Here is a 21,164-nt window from a genome sequence, read left to right as displayed (position 1 = left end):
CCAGCGAAGTGGATACCGGTTCGCGTGAAGAAAACGAGTCAAAACAAAAACCTGGAGCCCCGTTCCGATACAATCGGAACGGAATAGGCTCTAGCTTCGATCAACTTTACTGTCAGGAGAGTCTCATGTCCCCGCCACTCAGCCGCATCACAAGCGACGAGCGCTTGCCGGCGCAAGCCGATGTTGTCGTCATCGGCGGTGGCGTCATCGGCGTTTCGGCGGCGTATCATCTGGCGAAGAAAGGACACTCCGTCGCGCTGATCGAGAAGGGGCATGTCGGCGCCGAGCAGTCGAGCCGCAACTGGGGCTGGTGCCGCCAGCAGGGCCGCGCCCGCGCCGAGATCCCGCTGGCCCGCGAGGCGCTGCGGCTGTGGGAGGACATGCAGAACGACGCCGGGGTCGATGCCGGGTTTCGGCGCACCGGCGTCTTGTTCCTGACCAAGAACCCGCAGGAACTGGCCGCGTGGGAGAAGTGGGCCGAGATCGCGCGCGAACAGCAGGTTCATTCGACGGTCTTGTCGGCGGCCGAGGTCGCTGAGCGCGTGCCCGGCAATGCCGATAGCTGGGTCGGCGGTTTGCACACGCCGAGTGATGGGCGCGCCGAGCCTTCGATGGCCGTGCCGGCGCTCGCAACCGCCGCGCGCAAGCACGGTGTGACGATTCATCAGGGCTGCGCCGCGCGCGGGCTCGAAACCCAGGGCGGACAGGTGAGCGCGGTCGTCACCGAGAAGGGGGCTATTCGCACGCAGTCCGTGCTGCTGGCGGGAGGGGCGTGGTCATCGCTGTTCTGCCGGCGCCACGGCATCGAGCTGCCGATCGGCCTCGTCAACGCCACTGCGTGCCGCACCACGCCGGCGCCGGAAATCACGATGGGTGCGCTCGGCACCGACTTCTATTGCATTCGCCGCCGCCTCGATGGCGGCTTCACGCTGGCGCTGCGCGGCCGCGGCACGGTGGAAGTGTCGCCGGATCTGTTTCGCTATGCCAAAACCTTCTGGCCGACCTACAAGCAGCGCCGCAAGGGACTGAAGCTGTCGTTCGGAAAGTCGTTTTTCGATCAGATCATGCGCGGCACGAACTGGAGCCTCGACAAGCCTTCGCCGTTCGAGACTGAACGCGTGCGCGATCCCGCGCCCGACATGTCGCTGGTCAATGCGGCGCTTGCCGCTTTGATCGCGTCGAATCCCGAACTGAAGGGCATCGAAGTCGCGGAGGCCTGGGGAGGCACAATCGATACGACGCCCGACACCATTCCGGTGATTTCACCTGTCGATGCGATGCCGGGGTTTTTCCTCGCGACCGGCTTCAGCGGTCATGGCTTCGGCATTGGCCCGGCGGCCGGCAAGCTCGCTGCCGACCTCGTCACGGGCGAAACGCCACTGGTCGATCCGGCGGCCTACAGCCATACGCGCCTGATCGACGGCCGGCCGCTGGCGCCGGTCAGCCTGTTCTAGCGGTGTCGAATCGGGGCAGCTCGCAATGACATTCCTCTACAAGGCGAACGCGATCCGAGGTGTGGAATGGGCGCGCCTTTTTGCGGCACGCGCCCCGGAGCTGCCGTTCCGGCTTTGGCCTGATATCGGCGATCCGGCAGAGGTGCGTTATCTGACGGTGTGGGCGCCGCCGGAAAACATCGCAGCAACCTTCCCCAATCTCGAACTCATCTTCTCGGTCGGAGCAGGGGTCGATCAATTCGATTTCTCGCAGATCCCACCCCATGTTCCGCTGATCCGCATGCTGGAGCCCGGCATCGCGGAGGGCATGGTTGAATATGTCACCATGGCCGTGCTTGCGCTGCACCGTGATCTCCTACACTTCATCGACCAGCAACGGGAGCAGACATGGCGCGAGATCCGGGTCACGCCGGCTGCGAAACGACGTGTTGGCGTGATGGGCCTCGGTCTGCTCGGTCAGGCGGTGCTTGAACGGCTCAAACTATTCGGCTTTCCGCTTGCGGGGTGGAACCGCTCCCCACGCACCATCGAGGGTGTCAATTGTTATGCGGGCCGGGAGACATTGCCCGATTTCCTCGCGCAGACCGACATCCTTGTCTGCCTGTTGCCGCTGACCGATGAAACCCGCGGCATCCTGAACACGGGTCTGTTCGAGGCACTGCCGCACGGTGCTAAACTCGTGAATGTCGGGCGGGGCGGGCATCTGGTCGAGGCAGACCTCATTGCGGCCCTGGAGCGCGGCCTGTTGTCGTCAGCCGTTCTCGACGTCGCCAAACCCGAGCCGTTGCCGGCGGGCCATCCGTTCTGGAGCCATCCGCGCATTCTCCTTACGCCACATATCGCCAGCATGACGACGCCGGAAGCTGCCGTCGAATTCGTACTCGATACCATCGGTCGCCACCGCCGCGGTGAAGCCCTGCCGGGTCGTGTCGATCGTGACCGCGGCTACTGAAACCGGGCATTGAAAGCTTCAGGATGAGTATTGGCCCAAGAGTACCAAAGAGCGGACTTGACCATCTCGCCTCCGGCGCGAAGCCGGCCCAGGCGGCGGGTTCGCCGGTGCTGTCGATCGCTGGTCTGACCACCTCGTTCATGCGCGAGGGGCAATGGATTCCCGTCGTCCGGAACGTATCGTTCGAAGTTGCCGCGAAAGAGACGGTGGCGATCGTCGGGGAATCTGGCTCGGGCAAGAGCGTCACCGCGCTCTCCATCATGCGGCTCATTCCGCAAGAGAGCGGCCGCATCGAGGGACGCATCAAGCTCGCGGGCCGCGATCTCCTGACGCTGCCTGAACAGACCATGCAGGATGTGCGCGGCAATGAAGTTGCCATGATCTTTCAGGAACCGATGACCAGCCTCAATCCGGTGCTGACCATCGGCTTCCAGATCGCCGAAGCGCTGATCTACCATCGGGGCATGTCGCGCGCGGCGGCCGAGGCCGAGACCGTTCGCCTGCTCGAGAGGGTCCGCATCCCGGCGGCGAAGTCGCGTTTCCACGAACATCCCCATCGCTTCTCCGGCGGTATGCGCCAGCGCGTGATGATCGCCATGGCGCTGGCCTGCAGGCCGAAGCTGCTCATCGCCGACGAGCCGACCACCGCGCTCGACGTCACGATCCAGGCGCAGATCCTCGAGCTCCTCAAGGTTCTGCAGGAAGAAGAGGATATGTCGATCCTCTTCATCACGCATGACATGGGCGTGGTGGCCGAGATCGCGGACCGCACCGTGGTGATGTATGACGGCCAGGCGGTGGAGGCCGACAGCACCGCACGGATCTTCGCCGCGCCTTCGCATCCCTATACCCGCGCGCTTCTCTCCGCCGTGCCGCGTCTCGGTTCCATGGAGGGGCGGGCGCGGCCGATGCGATTTCCGATCGTCGACAAGGTGACGGGAACGTCGGACGAACCGACGGAGACGCCCGATACGGTCGCCGCATCAGAACGGCCGGTGCTCGACGTCGCCAACCTGACCACGCGGTTTCCGATCCGCTCCGGCCTGTTCGGCAAGGTCTCGGGCCGCGTCCATGCGGTGGAAAACATATCCTTCAGCGTGCACGCCGGCGAAACACTGGCGCTTGTCGGTGAGTCCGGATGCGGCAAGTCGACGACGGGACGGTCCATCCTCAAGCTGGTCGAGCCGGACAGCGGCTCCGTGCTGGTCGATGGCGAGGATGTCCTCGGCATGGGAGCCTGGGCCCTGCGCGCGTTGCGCAAGCGCATGCAGATCGTCTTCCAGGATCCGTTCGCGAGCCTCAATCCGCGCATGTCGGTTGGCTCGGCGGTCGCCGCGCCGCTCTATGCCCATGGACTGGCTTCTTCGTCGCAAGCGCGCGACAAGGTTGCCGATCTGTTGGTTCGCGTCGGACTGACGGCGGATATGGCGTCGCGCTTTCCGCACGAGTTCTCCGGCGGGCAACGCCAGCGCATCTGCATCGCCCGCGCGCTGGCGCTCGGGCCCAGGCTGATCATCGCCGACGAGGCGGTCTCGGCTCTCGACGTCTCGGTCAAGGCGCAGGTGGTCAATCTGATGCTCGACCTTCAGGCGAGCATGGGCCTTGCCTATCTGTTCATCTCCCATGACATCGCGGTGGTCGAGCGGATGAGCCACCGTGTTGCTGTCATGTATCTCGGCGAAATTGTCGAGATCGGACCCCGCGCGGCGGTGTTCGGCAATCCGCAGCATCCCTATACCAGGAAGCTGATGGCGGCCGTACCGATCCCTGATCCGGCGCGCCGCGCCGAGAAGCGCGGTGTATCCAACGATGAAATCAAAAGTCCGGTGCGCGCGCCCGACTACCAGCCTCCGGTTCGCCAGTACCGCGAGGTCACACCGGGCCACGTCGTCCAGGTTTGGGGCGAAGAATGGTCGGGCTAACCGGTATCCCGAATCGCGTGTGAACGCGCCTCAGCCCTTCACCATATCCCCGAGCAGGTTCGCCGCCACCGTCAGCTTCGCGAGCGTCAGGCCGCTGGCCACAATCTCCTCGACCGAGCGGCGGATGCGCGTCGCTTCGGGATGAGCCGCCAGCCAGTTCCCGGCGGCCTCCTGGCCGCATTGGCCGGTTGCCAGCATGTCCGCAGCCAGCCTTCTTTCGGCGGCGGCGATCTGGTCAATGGCGCGATCAATGGCGAGACGTTCGTAGTTGTCGTTGGCCGGGACGCTGCGTGCCGCGGCGATAAGGCGATCGAGACGGAAATTGGCCTCGGCAGCGAAGAAGGTGGCGGCGGCGTCGCTGATGGTCCGGCTGGTGCGCTCCGCTACCGTCACGATATCCGGTGCCGAGACCAAGGCGTCGAGATCGGCGAACTCGCCTGCGACGTCGGCTGGGACGCCGGCATCGATCAGGTCCTGCCGTCGCTTGCTGCGCCCGGCCTGCATGTCCTCCGGAAGGGTCTTGTCGAGTCCGGCGACGATCTCGCGGATGCTGGGGCCGAAGCGAGCGATGACCGAGTCCAGACCGGCCTTGAAATCGACGTTGCGCACATACCAGACCATCCGGGAGAGCAGGAGATCCTGAATTGCAGCGTAGAGGGTAAGCTGCAATTGCCCGTCGATGCGGTTGTCGAGCGCATCGATCGCGTCGTTCAGCCGCTTCAGACCGTAGGATTCATCCACCGCCACGAAGGCCATGACGACGGTCGACACCTCGGCGTCCGTTTCGTCGATCAGGCGCACGACGCACGCCGGGCCGCCGCGATTGATGACGGCATTGGCGAGATTGGTGGCGATAATCTCCCGCCGAAGGCGATGCTGCTCCACTGCAGCGGGGAATTTGTCCTCAAGCTCGCGCGGGAAGTACTGCGACAATTCGCGGGCAAGATACGGATCGTCAGGCACGCTGGCGGCAAGCAGATCGTCGTAAAGCGTCAGCTTGGCGTAAGCGAGCAGCACGGCAAGTTCCGGCCGAGTCAGCGATTGGCCGCGCCGGGCGCGTTCGGTGATCGCCGCGTCGTCGGGCAGGAATTCCACAGCGCGGCTGAGAAGGTCGCGCTGTTCGAGCGATTGCATCAGGCGCGCGAGGAAGCCGGTCTCTGCCAAGCCCCTGCGTTCGGCCAGAGAAAGCGCCAGCGTCTGCAGATAATTGTTGCGCAGTACCAGGGCGCCGACCTCGTCGGTCATCGCGGCCAGCAGGCTGTTGCGGTCAGCCGCACTGAGGTGTCCCTCGCGCTCGGGGCGCGCCAGCGCGATCTTGATATTGACCTCGACGTCGGAGGTGTTCACGCCGGCCGAATTGTCGATCGCGTCGGTGTTGAGCTTGACGCCTTTCTGCGCGGCTTCGATGCGGCCACGCTGGGTCACGCCAAGGTTGGCGCCCTCGCCTATCACCCGGGCGCGGATATCGGCGCCGGTGACGCGGATCGGATCGTTGGCGCGATCGCCGACCTGATCGTCGTTTTCTCCCGACGCGCGGATATAGCTGCCGATGCCGCCAAACCAGAGCAGGTCGACGCGCGCTTTCAGGATCGCCGTCATCACCTCGAACGGCGTGGCTTGCGGCTTGTCGAGATCAAGCAGGGTGCGCACTTCCGGGGCGAGCGCAATGGCCTTGAGAGAGCGCGAGAACACGCCGCCGCCTTGCGAGATCAGCCCCTTGTTGTAATCCTGCCAGCTCGACCGCGGCAGGTCGAACATGCGCAGGCGTTCGGCGTGGCTGACGGCCGGGTCGGGCGAGGGATCGATGAAGATGTCGCGATGATCGAAAGCGGCGACCAGCCTGGTCGCCGGCGAGAGCAGCATGCCATTGCCGAACACATCGCCGGACATGTCGCCCACGCCGGCGACGGTGAACGGCATGGTCTGAATGTCGGTGCCGAGTTCGCGGAAGTGGCGCTTCACCGCCTCCCAGGCACCGCGCGCCGTGATCCCCATCTTCTTGTGGTCATAGCCCTGGCTGCCGCCGGAGGCGAAGGCATCGCCGAGCCAATGGTTCTTCTCGGTCGAGATCGCGTTGGCGATGTCGGAAAAGGTAGCGGTGCCCTTGTCGGCGGCGACGACGAGGTAGGGGTCGTCGCCGTCGTGCCTCACGGTGGAGTCGGGCGACACGATGACGTCGCCGTCGAAATTGTCGGTGAGTTCGAGCATGGAGCGAACGAAGATGCGATAGGCTTCGGTGCCTTCGGCCATGAAGGCGTCGCGATTGGCGGGTGGCGGCAGGCGTTTTGGCACGAAGCCGCCCTTGGCGCCGACTGGCACGATCACGGCGTTCTTGACCTGCTGGGCCTTGACCAGGCCGAGGATCTCGGTCCGGAAGTCCTGCGGCCGGTCAGACCAGCGCAACCCGCCGCGCGCGACCTTGCCGAAGCGCAGATGAATACCCTCGACACGCGGCGAATAGACGAAGATCTCGTAGAGCGGCCGCGGGGCCGGCAGGTCCTCGATCTTGCGAGCGTCGAACTTGAACGAGATCACCGGACGCGGATGTCCGTCCTGGCCGATCTGCCACAGATTGGTGCGGATGGTTGCCTGCACCAGATTGGTGAAGCGGCGCAGGATGCGGTCTTCGTCGAGCGAAGCGACGGATTGGAGCTGCTCCTCGATCTCGGTGAGGAGGGTCGCCTCACGTGCCGAGCGCTCGGCGTCGGTGGCGGCGAGGCGCGGATCGAGGCGGGCCTGGAACAGCGCGACCATGCTGGCGGTGATCGCGGTGTTCTTGCGCAAGGTCTCCCACATGTAGTCCTGGCTGAACGGCGCGCGGATCTGGTGTAGGTAGCGGGAGAGCGCGCGGATGGTCGAAACCTCGCGCCAGCTCAGGTCCGTACGCAGGATGAGGGCGTTGTATCCGTCGGATTCGGCCCGATCGCCGACCACCGCCATGATCGAGGCTTCCAGGCGATGGCCGAATTCCGAGCTGATCACGATCGGCTTGCCGTCGTTGGCCTCGATCGTCATGTCGTGCAGCCATACCGGCGCCGGCGCCGGCATGGCACGAGGCACGATCTGATAGGTGCGCTCGTTGACGACGCGCAGGCCGTGGTGTTCGATCACCGGCACCCGGTACGACAGCGACAGGGGCGCGCCAAGCGAGAAGACCTTGAGACCGAAGCGCGTTGGATCATCCTCGCCCTCGATGCGGTGGGCCGAAATCGCCACCGGCCGCGCCGGGGTAAGCTTTTCGATGATGGCGATATCGGCAATCGCCTGCGAGGTGCCGAAGGCCTCGATATAGCCGCCAGTGAAGGCCTGGGCGTAACGGTTGGCGAGCATGCGCGCTCGCATGCCGTCGGTGGAGGCGGCGAGCGCCGCCTTCAACTTGTCACCCCAGGTCGCGGCGATGGCGCTGATCTCGGCTTCCAGCGTCGCGCGCTCGACGACGGGCGTTTTGCCCTCATAGCGCCCGATGATGTAGTGGACGCGCGCAAGCGATCCCTCGGGGAAGGAAGCGTAGGAGGCCGCCAAGCGCCCCTTATAGACCTGCGCCAGGAAGTCCCCTACGCGCGTGCGCACATCGGTGTCGTATTTCTCGCGCGGAATGAAGGCGAGGATGGAGACGAAACGGTCGAACTTGTCGGCCCGTGTCAGCGCCCGCACGCGGGGACGCTCATAGAGCGTCAGGACTTCCATGACGAAATTGTAGAGCGTTGTGGCATCGACCTGGAAGAGCTCGTCGCGTGGATACTCTTCGAGGATATGCAGGACCGCCTTGCCTGAATGACTGGCTGGGTCGAAGCCGGCGCGCTGCAACACCTGTTCGACCTTGTGGCGGACATAGGGGATCTGCCGCGCCGAGCGGGTATAGGCACCCGAGGTGAACAGGCCGACGAGGCGCAACTCGCCCTCGAGCCGCCCGTCGGACGCATAGAGTTTGATGCCGACATAGTCCATGCGGACGCGCCGATGAACACGGCTGTTCACATTGGCCTTGACCACCATCAGGACGGTCGGCTCGCGCATGAATTCGCGGATTTCCGGCGTCATGACTACCATTTCGGCGCCGCGGCGAAGAACCTTCACATCGGGATCACGCAGGATGCCGAGGCCTTCGCCCGTGCTGATGTCGTCCGGCGCATCGGCGTCGGGCGAGAATCGATATTCGCGCAAGCCCAGGAAGGTGAAATTGTCGGCGCACAGCCATTGCAGGAACTGGTTGGCTTCGGCGACCTCGTCGATCGGCAGCGGCGGCGGATTGGAGCGGAAGGTCATGATCGCCTGCTCGACCCGGGCGCGCATGGCCCGCCAGTCGGCGACGCAGGCGCGCACGTCGTTGAGCGTCCTGGTCAGGCCCTCGATCAGCTTCTGGCGGTCGGCATCGGCGTCCAGGCGCGCGATGTGGAAATGAATCAGGCTTTCGCGTTCGCCCTTTGCTCCCTCCGGCAGCGCTTCGCCGTAGAAATGCACCAGCTTGCCTTGCTCGTTGCGCTCCACGGCAATGATCGGGTGGGCGACCAGCGTGACCTCGATGCCCCGCTCGGCGAGCTCCGCCATCGTGGAATCGAACAGGAAGGGCATGTTGTCGTTGAGAACCTCGAGCACGGAAATCTCGCGCCCGTCGGGCATCATCGGATTGACGACGCGGATGTCGGCACGGCCCGTCGTGCGTTGCTGCACATGCTCCCAGGCCTGTTCCGCCAGGAAGGCCAGCGAGGCCGCATCGTAGTTGGCGAGGTCCTCGAGATTGGTATGGCCGAACAGATGCTCGGCAAAGGATCGGGGCGCCTTGCCCGGCTGGACGTTACCCGCGGCTTCGTGGATCAGGGTCGCCCGGGCCTTGTCGTCACGCCATGACGCCATAAGGTCCTCCATTTCTCTCGCCGTCTGACCGCAGCCGCGATCGTTCGCTTGATTCTGGAGTGCATCTCTTTGAGCGCATCGCTTTGGCCGGGATTGATCACGTACGCGCAATCCTCGGACTCGGAGCCTCAGCAGCCCTTGATGATTATGCCATCAAATCTCGAGAAATGCATCTTCAGTATGCGTTTCAGCCGACTTCGAGAGGGCTTGACTTGCTGGCAGGTAGGTTATCGGAGGTCGAGCAGGGTCACCCGCCACGGCGCACGCGCGCAGCCTCGCTGGTACAGCTTACGAACGAGGAATTCATGCAGCAGGGGGTGTGGCGCTCCCCCGCTACCAAAAGCCTGCGATTTCCTGCGCCAAACTACGGTCTTCGGCGAGGCCGAATCTTGCGCGGCCGATCGCGGCTCCGCCGGCGGCAGTAAGCTCACCGGCGGTCGCAGACGATTGCAAGGGTCAGGCCGCTTTGGGTTTCGATTTCGCCACGTGGGTAGCGATCGCATCCATCAGCGGCGGAGACAAGCAATCATAGGGCTCCAGCCCTAGCTCCGTGAGGCGGGATCTGATCCCCGACATGTCGGACGGAGCGACGCCGGCTTCGATCACGGACGATACAAACGCGGCAAACCCTGGTGCCGCCGAACCGGCTTCCTGGAATAGTTCGGGGTGGATGAAGTCGAGGCCGTAGAAGGGATGTCCCTTGTTCTCGATCCGGCCGTACATATGCGTGCCGCAGGCCTTGCAGGCGTGGCGTTGGATCGCCGCCGACGCATCGACGATTTGCAGCTTATCGCCGTTTTCCAGCACCGACACATTTTCGCGTGGCACGACCGCCACCACCGAGAAGGTTGCCCCGGCGGGCTTCCAGCATTTGGTGCAGCCGCAGGCGTGGTTGTGGGCGACATCACCCTTGATGCCGACCTTGACCGCCTTGTCCGCGCATTTGCAGACAAGGGTGCCGCCGGCAAAGCTGCCCGATCCTTTCTTGACGCCGTTGTCGACCGATGGGTGGATGTGAACAGTCATGGGCCTATCCTCCTTATGTTTGACGTTCTTTGGCTTTAGAAAACGACGACCGAACGGATCGACTTGCCTTCGTGCATCAGATCGAAACCCTTGTTGATCTCCTCCAGCGTGAGAACGTGGGTGATCATCGGGTCGATCTCGATCTTTCCGTTCATGTACCAGTCAACGATCTTCGGGACATCGGTACGGCCGCGCGCGCCGCCGAACGCAGTGCCTTTCCACACCCGGCCGGTCACCAGCTGGAACGGCCGGGTCGCGATTTCCTTGCCGGATTCCGCCACCCCGATCACGACAGAGACGCCCCAGCCGCGATGGCACGCCTCGAGCGCCTGGCGCATCACGGTGGTGTTGCCGGTGCAGTCGAAGGTGTAGTCGGCGCCGCCGTCGGTGAGCGTGACCAAATGCGCAACGATGTCGCCGCCGACCTTGGTCGGGTTGACGAAATGGGTCATGCCGAAGCGGCGGCCCCACGCTTCCTTGCTGTCGTTGATGTCGACCCCGATGATCTTGTCGGCGCCGACCATTTTGGCGCCCTGAATCACGTTGAGCCCGATTCCGCCAAGTCCGAACACCACCACATTGGCGCCCGGCGTGACCTTGGCGGTGTTGACCACCGCGCCGACGCCAGTCGTCACGCCGCAGCCGATGTAGCAACTCTTGTCGAACGGGGCGTCTTCGCGGATCTTTGCCAGCGCAATTTCCGGCAGCACGGTAAAGTTCGAAAACGTCGAGCAGCCCATGTAGTGGAAGACGGGCTTGCCCTTGTAGCTGAACCGCGACGTGCCGTCGGGCATCACGCCCTTGCCCTGCGTGGCGCGTATCGAGGTGCAGAGGTTGGTCTTGCCGCTCAGGCAACTTTTGCACTGGCGGCATTCGGGTGTGTAAAGCGGGATCACATGGTCGCCCGGCTTCAGTGAGGTGACGCCCGCGCCGACCTCGCGAACGATGCCGGCGCCCTCATGGCCGAGGATCGAAGGAAAGATTCCCTCGCTGTCGAAACCGTCAAGCGTATAGGCGTCGGTGTGGCAAATCCCGGTCGCCTTTATCTCGACAAGGACCTCACCAGCCTTCGGCCCGTCGAGGTCGACCTCGACGATTTCAAGCGGCTTTTTTGCTTCGAAAGCGACAGCAGCGCGCGTCTTCATTCCAGACTCCACTTTTCGTCTTGAGGGCGCTGCAAGGACATCTGTCCCCCGCGCTCACTCCGGATGATCATTTCCTGCCCATGCAGGAATTCTCCGCCTCGGTGTAGGCGTCAGGCTTGTCTTCCTTCTTGGCAGGACGCACGCGCCCGACCGCGTCATTGGCGCGGGCGCGCAAATAGATGTAGAGGTCGTCCATGTAGCAGGCCACGTTCGGATTATCGCCGAGCGCCGGCATCACGTTCTCCTGCGACGAACTCACGTTCTTGCGGCCACTCGCGACAACACCGACGAAGTCTCCGTAGCTCATGGTCTTGACCGAATCCGTGAGGGCAGGGGCGTAGGTCGATCCCATCCCGTCGGGGCCATGGCAGACATGGCATTCCGAGTGATAGCGGCGGTATCCGGAGTAGGTGTACCAATCCACGGTGCCGTCAGGGGCGACCTTGAAGGTCGGAGTGCCTTCCTTGTCGAAGTACTTTCCGTCCTCGGACTTGACGGCAGTCGGATCGACCGCGTCTGCAGCTGATGTAACTCCACCGGATACCGCGAAGATCATCGCGGCACCCACAAACCAGATTTTACGCAAGAGATTGTCCTCGGGATTCGTTGGGAAGATGCTCCGGCGCATGGAGCCAGTCCATGCGCCGGAACGTAGATGGTTCAGCTCACTGCGGCAGGGCGAATACGGTCAGTGATCCGCCGAGCGCCGTGTAGTTGCTCAGTGCGGCGTAGCCGCCGACCGCGCCGAGACCAGCGGTCGGATCGGTCAGACCGGCCGCAAGGCCGATGCCCGCCCAGCCACCGACGCCGGACAGCACTGCGACATACTGCCGGCCGCCCTGCTCATAGGTCGTGACGTTGCCGATGATGCCGGACGGGGTCCTGAACTTGTAGAGTTCCTTGCCCGTCTTGGCATCGACCGCCTTGAGGTAACCTTCGAGCGTTCCGTAGAACACCACGCCGCCGGCGGTGGCGAGCGCACCGGACCACACCGAGAACTGCTCCTTGTTCGACCACACGATCTTGCCGGTCTTGTTGTCCCAGGCAATGAAGTTGCCCATGTGGGATTCGCCGGGAGGCGGGTACATCGAGAGCGTCGCCCCGACATAGGGCTGGCCTGCGGTGTAGCTCACCTTGAACGGCTCATAGTCCATGCAGACGTGGTTGGTCGGAACATAGAACAGCTGGGTGTCCGGCGAGTAGGCTGCCGGCTGCTCGTCCTTGGTACCGAGCGCGGCCGGGCAGATGCCCTTGGTATTCTTGTCCTCGCCGGTCTGTTCTGTCGAATATTGACTGACGACCTTGGGACGGCCGTAGGTCGGCGAGCTCTTGTTCATGTCGACGCCGGTGGTCCAGTTGACCTTCGGATCGTACTTCTCGGCCACCAGCAATTCACCGTTGACACGGTCGAGCGTATAGGCAAGCCCGTTCCGGTCGAAATGGGTGAGAAGCTTGCGCTCCGCGCCATTGAACTGCTGATCGCTCAGGATCATTTCATTGACGCCGTCATAGTCCCATTCATCATGGGGCGTCATCTGGTAGACCCAGCGGGCCATTCCGGTGTCCGCATTGCGCGCAAAAATGGTCATCGACCACTTGTTGTCGCCCGGGCGCTGCTTCGGGTTCCATGTCGAGGGATTTCCCGAGCCGTAGTAGACCATGTTGAGCGCGGGGTCATAGGACAGCCAGCCCCATGTGCAGCCGCCGCCGATCTTCCACTGATCGCCTTGCCAGGTCTTGATGCTCGAGTCCTTGCCGATCGGCTTGCCGAGATCGGTCGTCTTTTCGGGGTCGACCAGGAGCTGATCATCCGGCCCTTCGGAGAACGCCCGCCACACCTGCTTGCCTGACTTGAGATCGTAGGCGGTGACGTGACACTGCACGCCGAACTCGCCGCCGGAGATGCCAACCAGGACCTTGTCCTTGATGACGAGCGGTGCGGAAGTGCCGGTTGCGCCCTTGCCGGGATCGCCGTTCTTCGCCGACCACTCAAGTTTGCCGGTCTTGGCATCGAGAGCGACCAGCGTGGTGTCGGCCTGGTGCAGGAAGATCTTGCCGTCGCCGTAGGCCACGCCACGGTTTACGGTATCGCAGCACATCACCGGAATGACGTTCGGATCCTGCTTCGGCTCGTACTTCCAGACGATCTGGTTGTCCTTGGATAGGTCAAGGGCATAGACCTTGTTTGGGAACGGCGTGTGGACGTACATCATGTTGCCGATGATGAGCGGTCCGCCTTCGTGGCCACGCAGCACGCCGGTCGAGAAGGTCCAGGCGACCTGGAGCTTGCCGACATTGGCCGCCGTGATCTGGTTGAGTTTCGAGTAGCGTGTATTGGCGTAGTCGCCTGCCGGCATCACCCAATCCTTCGGGTTCTGCGACATTTTGATCAATTCCTCGTTGGCTACGGCGCTGCCCACGGCGAACGCCGCCATGGAACCAAGACAAGTTGCAAATAGCAGTCTGCGCATTGCGTCCTCCCACTGATGAAGCCCAGGTACCGCCGAGGCGGCCCACTTTTTCGATTTTGTCCCGTATCTTTATCCCGTTCGGGAATGGGAAACTTGCCCAAGAGGGAAGGGCATTTGCTCCAAAGCGAACCTAGGCGAGATTTCTGTTTTCCTGCCGAATTGCTTGGGCGTTGCCACACATAAGGCAGTGGTTTCGATCGCCGCTGTGCGGCGCACTACGACGGATGTCGCACGATCGAGGTGAACCTTCCCCTTGACGGCGCAGAAACTAAGTCGGAGGATTGTCAAGTGGATGTCGGGACATACGTTGCTTAGGCAACAACGACCGTTCTAAATTGAGGTAAATCAAACTTCACCGTGACCGAGTCTCCCGCGGCAACAGTTACGTTTCTCGAATCGGTGGCTGGAAATGGTTGATACGCTCCACTCGCTTACCACTTCGGGATTGTCGCCGAAGAAGCAGATCCAGTGCTGGTCGGATGCACTGACGGATCTTTGCGGCCAATTTGACATAGATCCGCTGAAGGCTTCGTCGCTCGAAGCGCGTGTCAACTACACGACGGTCTCAAAGCTGAAGCTCTGCCAGATCGAGGTCAGCCAGCATCGCATCGCGCACACCGTGTCCCGTTCAAGAGCCAGCGAGCATCCCTACGTCAAGATATTGTTTCAGACGCACGGCGTTTCCTATTTCGAGCAGGAGGGCCGGCGCATCGATCTGATGCCCGGCGATTGTCTTGCCTACGATGTATCCTGTCCGCATACGATCATCAGCCCGGCGCTGACGCGGCACGAAGTCGTCATCGTGCCGAAGGCGCTGCTGCAGGAGCGCGGCTTCCATACGGCGCGGATGTCGGCGTGCAAGCTCTCGGCGCGCACAGGCACCGGCCGGATTGCCTATGACTTCGTGCATGCGGCATTTGACCAGGCTGCGAGACTGTCACCGAACAACGCGGTCGTCGTTGCCGATTCGCTGATCGATCTGTTGCTGTTGCCGCTGCGCGAGGCGGACGCGAGTTTCGATCGCGGTGGCCCCGAGGCGATGTATATTCGCGCTCAGGCCTTCATCCGCGAACATCTGCGCGATCCTGATCTGTGCATCGATCAGATTTCCGCGGCACTGGGCTGCACCAAGCGTTATCTGCACATGCTGTTCAGCGACCGGGGCATGACCGTCAGCGACTATATCTGGCAGGCGCGGTTGCAGAACTGCCGCCACGAACTGGAGACGCATGGCGGCAAGACCGTCACGGATGTCGCATTTTCATGGGGCTTTTCGAGTTCGTCCCATTTCAGCCGGGTCTTCCGCAGGTATTTCGGCATTGTTCCGTCTTCGATCCAGAAGGCGCAGCACAACAGCCCGGCTCCAGACGCTTCCTGAGTTCCTCAACTCGCAACAGCGTCCCCTGATCTGAATCCGATCCCTAGATCGAAGCTCCGATGGCGCAGCGGCTCGTCGCCCCAATGGGAGCCTTGCCTAGTCCGGTTCCTTACGGGCTTTTGGCGGCACGAACATTGCTTTGATCATCCCGCCGGAGAACACAGGAGCGGGACGGATGAAGCGAATCATCCTTTTTCTCGGAATTTTCGGTTGTTCCGTTACGGGGCTCGGTGCGCGCGACCTTGGTCAATGGGAAAACGCGGATCCTGCGATCCGGCAGTGGTACCAATCGCTGATGCAGCCCGACGCTCCCAGCGCATCGTGCTGCGGCGAAGCTGACGCCTACTGGGCCGATGAAATCCACGTCCGGGATGGCAAGACCTACGTGCGCATCACCGATGACCGGCCGGATGAACCGCTCGGCCGGCCCCACGTCAAGAACGGAACGGAAATCGAAATCCCGCACTACAAGCTCAAATGGGACCAGTCGAATCCCACGGGTCACGGCATCGTTTTCATGAACCGCAACGGTCACGTGTTCTGTTACGTCCAGCCCGGCGGCGTATGAACGCTTGATCAGCCCATCGGAACATGCGGGCAGATGCTTGGCCGCGGTTGGGACCCACGCTTGTCGATCGGCACATTGCAATTGTCGATCCGCTGCTCATCCATCCATTTCCTGCCGAGCCGCTCCTTGCCGGTCAGCGTTGCAGGCGGGTTTGCCGCGCCCGGTGTCGGCTGCCCGAGTCGCGAGTTGTCCTCGGCGTCGGCCGGTAACCCAAGGCAAATCGCGAGGAGGGCCCCGAGCGTTCCGCAGATCAATGGTCGCATGTGATTCGCCTCGCAAATTGTAGTCACTGATCGGAAACATGAGGTGTGCCCGATTAAACAACAGCGAGATTCGACCCGCCACCCGGAACCCGTGGCCTCCGAGCCGGTTGCTCCTCCGTCCTGACGTGCTGGGGCGCACGACAGGTTCAAGGAGGATCAGATGAACACGAAACGACTCATTCTCGCGGCTTGCTCGATCGCTGTTTTGAGCATCGGCACCGCAATGGCAGCCCCCTGCGACACCACCGGTCGCGCCGCAAATCTGAAGGACGCGGGTTCCGGACCCGCATCGGTTGGCACCGGCCAGACCACCGGCATGGCTTCCGATGCCAAGGAACACGCGCCAACCAGCACGATGAGTCGTGCAGCCAGCGATGTCGCAGCGTCTTCGCAGGATACGCAAAAGCAGATGCAAGGTCAGCCGACGGCGGCGCAGCAGGCCCAAGGCGCCAAGTCTGATCAGCATAAGTCTGATCAGCACAAGTCTGATCAGCAAATGGCCGAAAAGACCTGCGATTAGGCCAGCTGTGATTAGGCCGGGACCGCCGATCGTGATCGGCTGCGGCTAGCCACGACCGAGATCTGTTGCTCAAAGCCCGGCGTGCTCATTGACCGGCACGTCGCCGCTTCGAACAGCGTCAGGGCCCGTCCTTCGGTGGAAGAATCGGAGCGGGCAGTGGCGCGAATTCGATGTTGCCGGCTTCACCGGTCAGGAACGACAGATCGAGCGGACCGCCGCTCATTGGATCGCCGCCCGGTGCAGCCGTCGGGCGAAGCGTCGAGACGTCGGAGGGTCCCTCAGGCGCGGGTTGTCCATTGCCGGATCCGTAGTCGGCCGCGCGTCCGCCCTGCGGATGGCCTTTCATGATCTCATCGCGCGCCGCGGTCACCTTGTGCGCGAGTGCCGCGGAATAGGGCAAGCGATGGGCCCGCGGCTGACCGCTCGGAAGATTGGCGGCATCGAGTTCCTCGACCCAGATATGCACCGCACCGGGATCACGATCGAGCGGGTTCGGTTCGACGACCCGCGCCCACAACAATTGGAACTGTGACGGCAGCGGTGCGGGCGCCGACCAGCCGGCCAGGCCTTCGATGCGGAAAAACGCCACGCAGTAGTAGACGCTGGTGACAAGCACGGCCGCTGCCTTGAGCTGCCAGGATACGCGGGCGCGCAACGCAATGATCAGCAACAACGCCGCAAGCAGCGCGTAGGCGATCGACAGACCCAGGATTTCCTTCTGCAATTCCATGGTCAGCCACTTTTGCTCGGCCGCCTGCGCAGCGTCTGCAGCAGCGACTTCTCGTGATGGTTGACGTCGACGATGCCGCCGCTGGCGTCGATCGAAAAGCGGACGGCGGTGCGTTCGGTGCCCGCGCTTTGCATCATCATCTTGTCGTAATGGACCACCTGAACCGTCGGATTGAGCTTCTCGACCTTCACCGAGACCGGCACGGGTTCGCGGCCCATCGCGATAAAATGGTAGATATTCACGGTGTATTCGCCGGCGACGATGCCCCGGATGCTGACAGTCTCCTGGCGGATCGGCGACAGGACCTTGCGGCCGTTGACCAGAATGAAATCGTTGGCGCCACCACGATCGTCGCGGTCGAGCAGCATGAATCCAGCCTCGCGCCGCCGATACCAGACCATATTGCCAAGCGGGTCCTGAACGAACATGTCGAAGTCATCAGGATGCTGGTCGGGCCAAGCCATCGTCACCAGGAATTCCGCCTTGCTGTCGATCTTGCCATCCTTTGCCTCGGGCGCGATGGCCAGCAATGCGACGAAGAACAGGAAGGCGAGGACCTGCAACGCCTTGAACAGCATGACCGCGAACGGATCGAACGGCTCCTCCTGCGGCATGAGGTCATATTCGTCGATCATTCCGCCGCCTCGGGTCGATTTTCCAGGATCGAAACCACGCGGACTTCCGTCAGCCCGACGGCGAACGCAAACAGCTTCGCGGTCGCGTCGTCGAGCATGTAGTACTGGATCCTGACGAGGATGGAACCGACGAGACCGGCGAGCGTCGTGTACATGGCAACCGCCATGCCGTCGCTCATCAGATTCATCGAAGACCTGACCGTGCTGCGGTCGCTGGGATCTAACCCTGCAATCGGCGCCAGCATCATGATAAAGCCGATGATCGTGCCGAGCAGGCCCAGCTTCATCAGCGTGTCGCTGGCGAAGGCGCCAAACTGGTTGGAGCCGCGTAGCCGGCTGGCCAGCCCGCGCAGCAGCAGCGTCTGATCGAGCTTCCGGGATCCCTGCAGGCGGGCCTTGACGGCAAGGTCACGAATGTGGGCCGCGACCAGACCGGTTGGAAGCTGGCCGGCGCCTTCGACGACCACGGCGTCGCCGTCAAGATCAAGGCGACCCGATCCAGACGCGATCAATGCGCCGGTGCGGCGCGCCGCATCGCCCTCGCGTGCGATCACGATCGTGCGCCACAGGCAGTGTAGCGACGTCGCAACATAGAGCAGAGCGATGATTGGCGAGAGATAGGTGCGATCGCCAGCGACCATCTGCCGAACCAGGCCGAAGCGCCACAACAGAAAGAACGCAAAAATCCACAGCCCGGTGAAGACCAGCCATCGCAACAGAGGCCCGCGGTCACCAAAAGAATCAAGATCGCCACTCGCCGTTGGCATCCGGACACCTCGACCCAAGAGAGCGCCAGCCTTCCACATGTCGCATGGGCAGGCAAACCGAATTCGCCGAACGGCAATTCAAGCTTCCGTTGGGCGCAGGGTCTTTCACGGGCCATGCGTTGTTTCGCTCATGCCGCGAGACGATCCAATGTTCCGCATTTGCCCAAGAGAGAAGTAACTTTGTCCGAGAGAGAAATTTCGAGCGCAAGTGCGGCAATCCAGCGTTGTGCCGTCGCTGTTCCGTACTTGCGTTGCGTCCGGGGCGGCCCTAGGTTCTGCTCCGGCGTGAACGTCGCGCCAAACTAGTTGGGAGGACCCCGAATGACTTGGAAGACTCCGAAAATCGTCGAAGTGTCGGTGGGCATGGAAATCAACATGTACGCCTGCGCATCGCGCAAATAGACTGCATCGAAACGTTCTGCCCGGCTCTGGCTGCACTCTGCTGCTACGAGCCGCGGCAGGCGTCCGGTTCAAGATCCAGTCCGGCTCGAGATTTAGTCCGGCTCAATATTTCAAAACATCGCCTCGCGAAATCACGCAGCGTCCAACTCCCTTTGCATTGATTGGCGCCGTCAGGCTTCTTGCAGAAGCTTGTCATTCCATTTTCCCTCATTGGCGTCCTCGCGCCGGCACCGGCTGCCATGGCTGGAATTCAGGGATTACGCCTTCCGATTCCGTGGCCGCCGCCATCTGCGCCATGCTAGGGTGCCGGCAGTGACGCCTCGTTCATTCCCGTCGTTTTCATTCCTGTGGCTCGTGGATGCCAATTCGTTCGAACACCTGCCGGGCGGCATTCGTCTGTCTCTCCGTGCTGCTTCCGGGTGCTGTTTGCGCGGAGGGCATTGATACCGAGCATCTGTTCGGCTTCATGATCGGCACGGATATCGGCAGTGTCGGCGAGCGCGAGCTGCAGAGCGAGACCACCGGGCGATTTTCCAAAAATGGTGGAAAGTACCGCGCGATCGGCCAGGAATTCGAATTGGAGTTCGTGCCTGCCAGGAATGTCCGGGTGGAGTTGGGAACCAGCTTTGCGTCCCATTACATCCGCGGCGTTCCAGGTCTGGAGGATCGGCGCCAGTTGTCGTGGGAAGGCGTTTCCTTGGACCTGCGCTACCGGTTTCTCGATCGGGACGCCGCCCCATTTGGCTTTACCGTCGCGGTAGAAAGCCACGGCAGCCGCATTGACGAGACTACGGCGGCGGCAGTGCGAAGCTACGGCGCGGGACTGACGCTGGCGTTCGACCGTGAAATAATTCCGAACGTCGCCGTCGCTGCACTCAATCTGATCTACCAGCCGGAATGGACGCGCGTTATCGGCACCGGAGCCGCAGACCAGGAATCAACCGTCGGCGCTGCGCTCGCCTTGATGGTGCAAACACGTCCGGGCTTCTTTCTCGGCGGTGAAGCACGCTACCTCAGGCAATATGAAGGGATCGGGTTGCAGGAGCTCGCAGGCCAGGCCCTGTTTGTCGGGCCCACGGCCTATTTTCAATTGTCGCCGCGCTCACGATTGACCGCGGCCTGGAGCGTTCAGGCATGGGGACGTTCGGCCGGATCGAATGCGGCGCTCGATCTCGTCAACTTCGAACGCCATCACGCGCGGCTGATTTTCGGCGTTAACTTTTGAGCCTGTGCGGCTGACAGGAGGTCGCCGGGTTCCGGATTTTCACGGTGCGGTGAAACTTTTCGCTGCCTGTTACGTAGCTGTTTGTGTTATCTATTCAACGCACTAGCTCTGGGATCTCGGGCATGAATGCGATCGATTTGGTACTGACAGTGTGTGCCGTGCTGTCGCCGGCCACCTGCGAGGAGAGGCACCTGGTGTTTTCCTCGGATGTTTCCCCGCGGCAATGCGTCATGGCTGCGCAGCCCTATATCGCGCAATGGGTCGGCGAGCATCCGAAATGGACCGCGGTGAAGTGGCGCTGCGAATATCCGCGCCCCAACGACCGGGCGGGTAAGGGCGAAGCTGCGCCCGCGGGCTGAAGCCATCTTGTCAGGGCGTCGCAAGGTCTACTTGTTGCAGTCCTTTAAATCCTTGTCGGCAATCGAAAATACGGCATCCGCCTTGATTTCGATATCTCTCACCAGACATTGCCTTGCGTCGGGATAGCTCACCTTGGCATCGTAGCGTCCGGGCTCCACGCCCGTGATGCGCAGGCGTTCGTCGTGGTCGACCTCCTTGTCCTTGTCGTTCAGGGTCAGGTTAGGTCCCCAGGCGTCTTTGCCGGCCGGCGATAGCTGGAAGCCCGATATTGTCGAGGTGGTCAGGTTCCAGAGCCGGATGCCCTTGCCCTTGCTCTGCGCGGCGAGTTCGCCAGCGCCCGCCAACAACAGCACGACCAAGGCCAGTATCCATCGCATCGTCAGATCCTCCCGCGGCAAACCTCAAGCTCTTCCTACCTTATCAGACGTTTCCGGTTTTTCGCCGTCTCGAAATTTTCTGGTGCTTTCAATCTCGCTGAATCACATCAAGCAC

At 62.5% G+C, this 21,164-nt stretch carries 19 protein-coding genes; 9 read left to right on the top strand and 10 right to left on the bottom strand.

Translation table 11 applies throughout. From position 1 onward, the window contains the following. Window positions 1-125: 125 nt before the first annotated feature. Genes JQ629_RS23405 through JQ629_RS23395 form a run of 3 tightly spaced genes read left to right on the top strand, consistent with a single transcriptional unit; the run spans window position 126 to window position 4,328 of the window. Window positions 126-1,454 (top strand): NAD(P)/FAD-dependent oxidoreductase, encoded by a 1,329-nt coding sequence (locus tag JQ629_RS23405; protein ID WP_212414659.1) that lies wholly within the window; start codon window positions 126-128, stop codon window positions 1,452-1,454. 25 nt (window positions 1,455-1,479) lie between these two features. Continuing rightward, window positions 1,480-2,406 carry a 2-hydroxyacid dehydrogenase gene (locus tag JQ629_RS23400; protein ID WP_212414658.1) on the top strand — a complete coding sequence of 309 codons (927 nt, stop codon included), beginning with the start codon at window positions 1,480-1,482 and terminating at the stop codon, window positions 2,404-2,406. A 23-nt stretch (window positions 2,407-2,429) separates the two neighbouring features. After that, on the top strand, window positions 2,430-4,328 hold the full coding sequence (locus tag JQ629_RS23395) for an ABC transporter ATP-binding protein (RefSeq protein ID WP_212414657.1): 1,899 nt from the start codon (window positions 2,430-2,432) through the stop codon (window positions 4,326-4,328). A 30-nt stretch (window positions 4,329-4,358) separates the two neighbouring features. On the opposite strand, the gene JQ629_RS23390 is transcribed toward JQ629_RS23395, so the two are convergent. From JQ629_RS23390 to xoxF5, 5 genes are all read right to left on the bottom strand, one after another. Next, window positions 4,359-9,194, bottom strand: coding sequence for an NAD-glutamate dehydrogenase (locus tag JQ629_RS23390; RefSeq protein ID WP_212414656.1), 4,836 nt, complete (start codon window positions 9,192-9,194; stop codon window positions 4,359-4,361). 444 nt (window positions 9,195-9,638) lie between these two features. Continuing rightward, a complete protein-coding gene (gene gfa, locus JQ629_RS23385; RefSeq protein WP_212390539.1) occupies window positions 9,639-10,208 on the bottom strand; it encodes an S-(hydroxymethyl)glutathione synthase in 570 nt (189 codons plus the stop codon). A gap of 35 nt (window positions 10,209-10,243) precedes the next feature. Then, window positions 10,244-11,353, bottom strand: coding sequence for an S-(hydroxymethyl)glutathione dehydrogenase/class III alcohol dehydrogenase (locus tag JQ629_RS23380; RefSeq protein ID WP_212207741.1), 1,110 nt, complete (start codon window positions 11,351-11,353; stop codon window positions 10,244-10,246). Window positions 11,354-11,420: 67 nt separating this feature from the next. Then, complete coding sequence (locus JQ629_RS23375; protein ID WP_212032830.1) at window positions 11,421-11,909, bottom strand: c-type cytochrome, methanol metabolism-related; 489 nt, start codon at window positions 11,907-11,909, stop codon at window positions 11,421-11,423. Window positions 11,910-12,018: 109 nt separating this feature from the next. After that, window positions 12,019-13,824: a lanthanide-dependent methanol dehydrogenase XoxF5 gene (gene xoxF5, locus JQ629_RS23370; protein ID WP_212414655.1), complete on the bottom strand. Its 1,806-nt coding sequence runs from the start codon at window positions 13,822-13,824 to the stop codon at window positions 12,019-12,021. 409 nt (window positions 13,825-14,233) lie between these two features. Here xoxF5 and JQ629_RS23365 point away from each other — a divergent pair, with 409 nt between their 5' ends. Together JQ629_RS23365 and JQ629_RS23360 are read left to right on the top strand one after the other, a co-directional pair. Further along, complete coding sequence (locus JQ629_RS23365; protein WP_212414654.1) at window positions 14,234-15,202, top strand: helix-turn-helix domain-containing protein; 969 nt, start codon at window positions 14,234-14,236, stop codon at window positions 15,200-15,202. Between the two features lie 175 nt (window positions 15,203-15,377). After that, window positions 15,378-15,770 carry a hypothetical protein gene (locus tag JQ629_RS23360; protein ID WP_212414653.1) on the top strand — a complete coding sequence of 131 codons (393 nt, stop codon included), beginning with the start codon at window positions 15,378-15,380 and terminating at the stop codon, window positions 15,768-15,770. A gap of 8 nt (window positions 15,771-15,778) precedes the next feature. Here JQ629_RS23360 and JQ629_RS23355 read toward each other — a convergent pair whose 3' ends face one another. Then, complete coding sequence (locus JQ629_RS23355) at window positions 15,779-16,033, bottom strand: hypothetical protein (protein WP_212414652.1); 255 nt, start codon at window positions 16,031-16,033, stop codon at window positions 15,779-15,781. Window positions 16,034-16,193: 160 nt separating this feature from the next. Here JQ629_RS23355 and JQ629_RS23350 point away from each other — a divergent pair, with 160 nt between their 5' ends. After that, window positions 16,194-16,553, top strand: a complete 360-nt coding sequence (locus JQ629_RS23350; protein WP_212414651.1) for a hypothetical protein — start codon at window positions 16,194-16,196, stop codon at window positions 16,551-16,553. 118 nt (window positions 16,554-16,671) lie between these two features. Here JQ629_RS23350 and JQ629_RS23345 read toward each other — a convergent pair whose 3' ends face one another. From JQ629_RS23345 to JQ629_RS23335, 3 genes are read right to left on the bottom strand one after another with little or no spacing between them, the layout of a single operon-like run. Then, the gene (locus tag JQ629_RS23345; protein ID WP_212414650.1) at window positions 16,672-17,283 is read right to left on the bottom strand and encodes a hypothetical protein; all 612 of its coding nucleotides are present in this window, start codon (window positions 17,281-17,283) and stop codon (window positions 16,672-16,674) included. Between the two features lie 2 nt (window positions 17,284-17,285). Continuing rightward, the gene (locus tag JQ629_RS23340; RefSeq protein ID WP_212414649.1) at window positions 17,286-17,918 is read right to left on the bottom strand and encodes a hypothetical protein; all 633 of its coding nucleotides are present in this window, start codon (window positions 17,916-17,918) and stop codon (window positions 17,286-17,288) included. After that, window positions 17,915-18,685 (bottom strand): MotA/TolQ/ExbB proton channel family protein, encoded by a 771-nt coding sequence (locus JQ629_RS23335; protein WP_212414648.1) that lies wholly within the window; start codon window positions 18,683-18,685, stop codon window positions 17,915-17,917. The genes JQ629_RS23340 and JQ629_RS23335 overlap by 4 nt, the downstream gene beginning before the upstream one ends. A 321-nt stretch (window positions 18,686-19,006) precedes the next feature. Between JQ629_RS23335 and pqqA the strand changes: the two genes are divergently transcribed. The 3 genes from pqqA to JQ629_RS23320 all read left to right on the top strand — a co-directional run bounded on the left by pqqA (window position 19,007) and on the right by JQ629_RS23320 (window position 20,671). Further along, the gene (gene pqqA, locus JQ629_RS23330) at window positions 19,007-19,087 is read left to right on the top strand and encodes a pyrroloquinoline quinone precursor peptide PqqA (RefSeq protein ID WP_192736930.1); all 81 of its coding nucleotides are present in this window, start codon (window positions 19,007-19,009) and stop codon (window positions 19,085-19,087) included. Window positions 19,088-19,445: 358 nt separating this feature from the next. Next, complete coding sequence (locus JQ629_RS23325) at window positions 19,446-20,312, top strand: DUF6662 family protein (RefSeq protein ID WP_502753257.1); 867 nt, start codon at window positions 19,446-19,448, stop codon at window positions 20,310-20,312. 122 nt (window positions 20,313-20,434) lie between these two features. Beyond that, window positions 20,435-20,671, top strand: coding sequence for a hypothetical protein (locus tag JQ629_RS23320; RefSeq protein ID WP_212414646.1), 237 nt, complete (start codon window positions 20,435-20,437; stop codon window positions 20,669-20,671). Between the two features lie 27 nt (window positions 20,672-20,698). Here JQ629_RS23320 and JQ629_RS23315 read toward each other — a convergent pair whose 3' ends face one another. Then, window positions 20,699-21,049 carry a hypothetical protein gene (locus JQ629_RS23315; RefSeq protein WP_212414645.1) on the bottom strand — a complete coding sequence of 117 codons (351 nt, stop codon included), beginning with the start codon at window positions 21,047-21,049 and terminating at the stop codon, window positions 20,699-20,701. Window positions 21,050-21,164 lie beyond the last annotated feature (115 nt).

The sequence above is a fragment of the Bradyrhizobium sp. AUGA SZCCT0222 genome, from assembly GCF_018130205.1.
Taxonomy (GTDB): Bacteria; Pseudomonadota; Alphaproteobacteria; order Rhizobiales; family Xanthobacteraceae; genus Bradyrhizobium.
The sequence above is the reverse complement of the archived record's forward strand: the minus strand, read 5'-3'. Positions and strand labels throughout refer to the sequence as shown.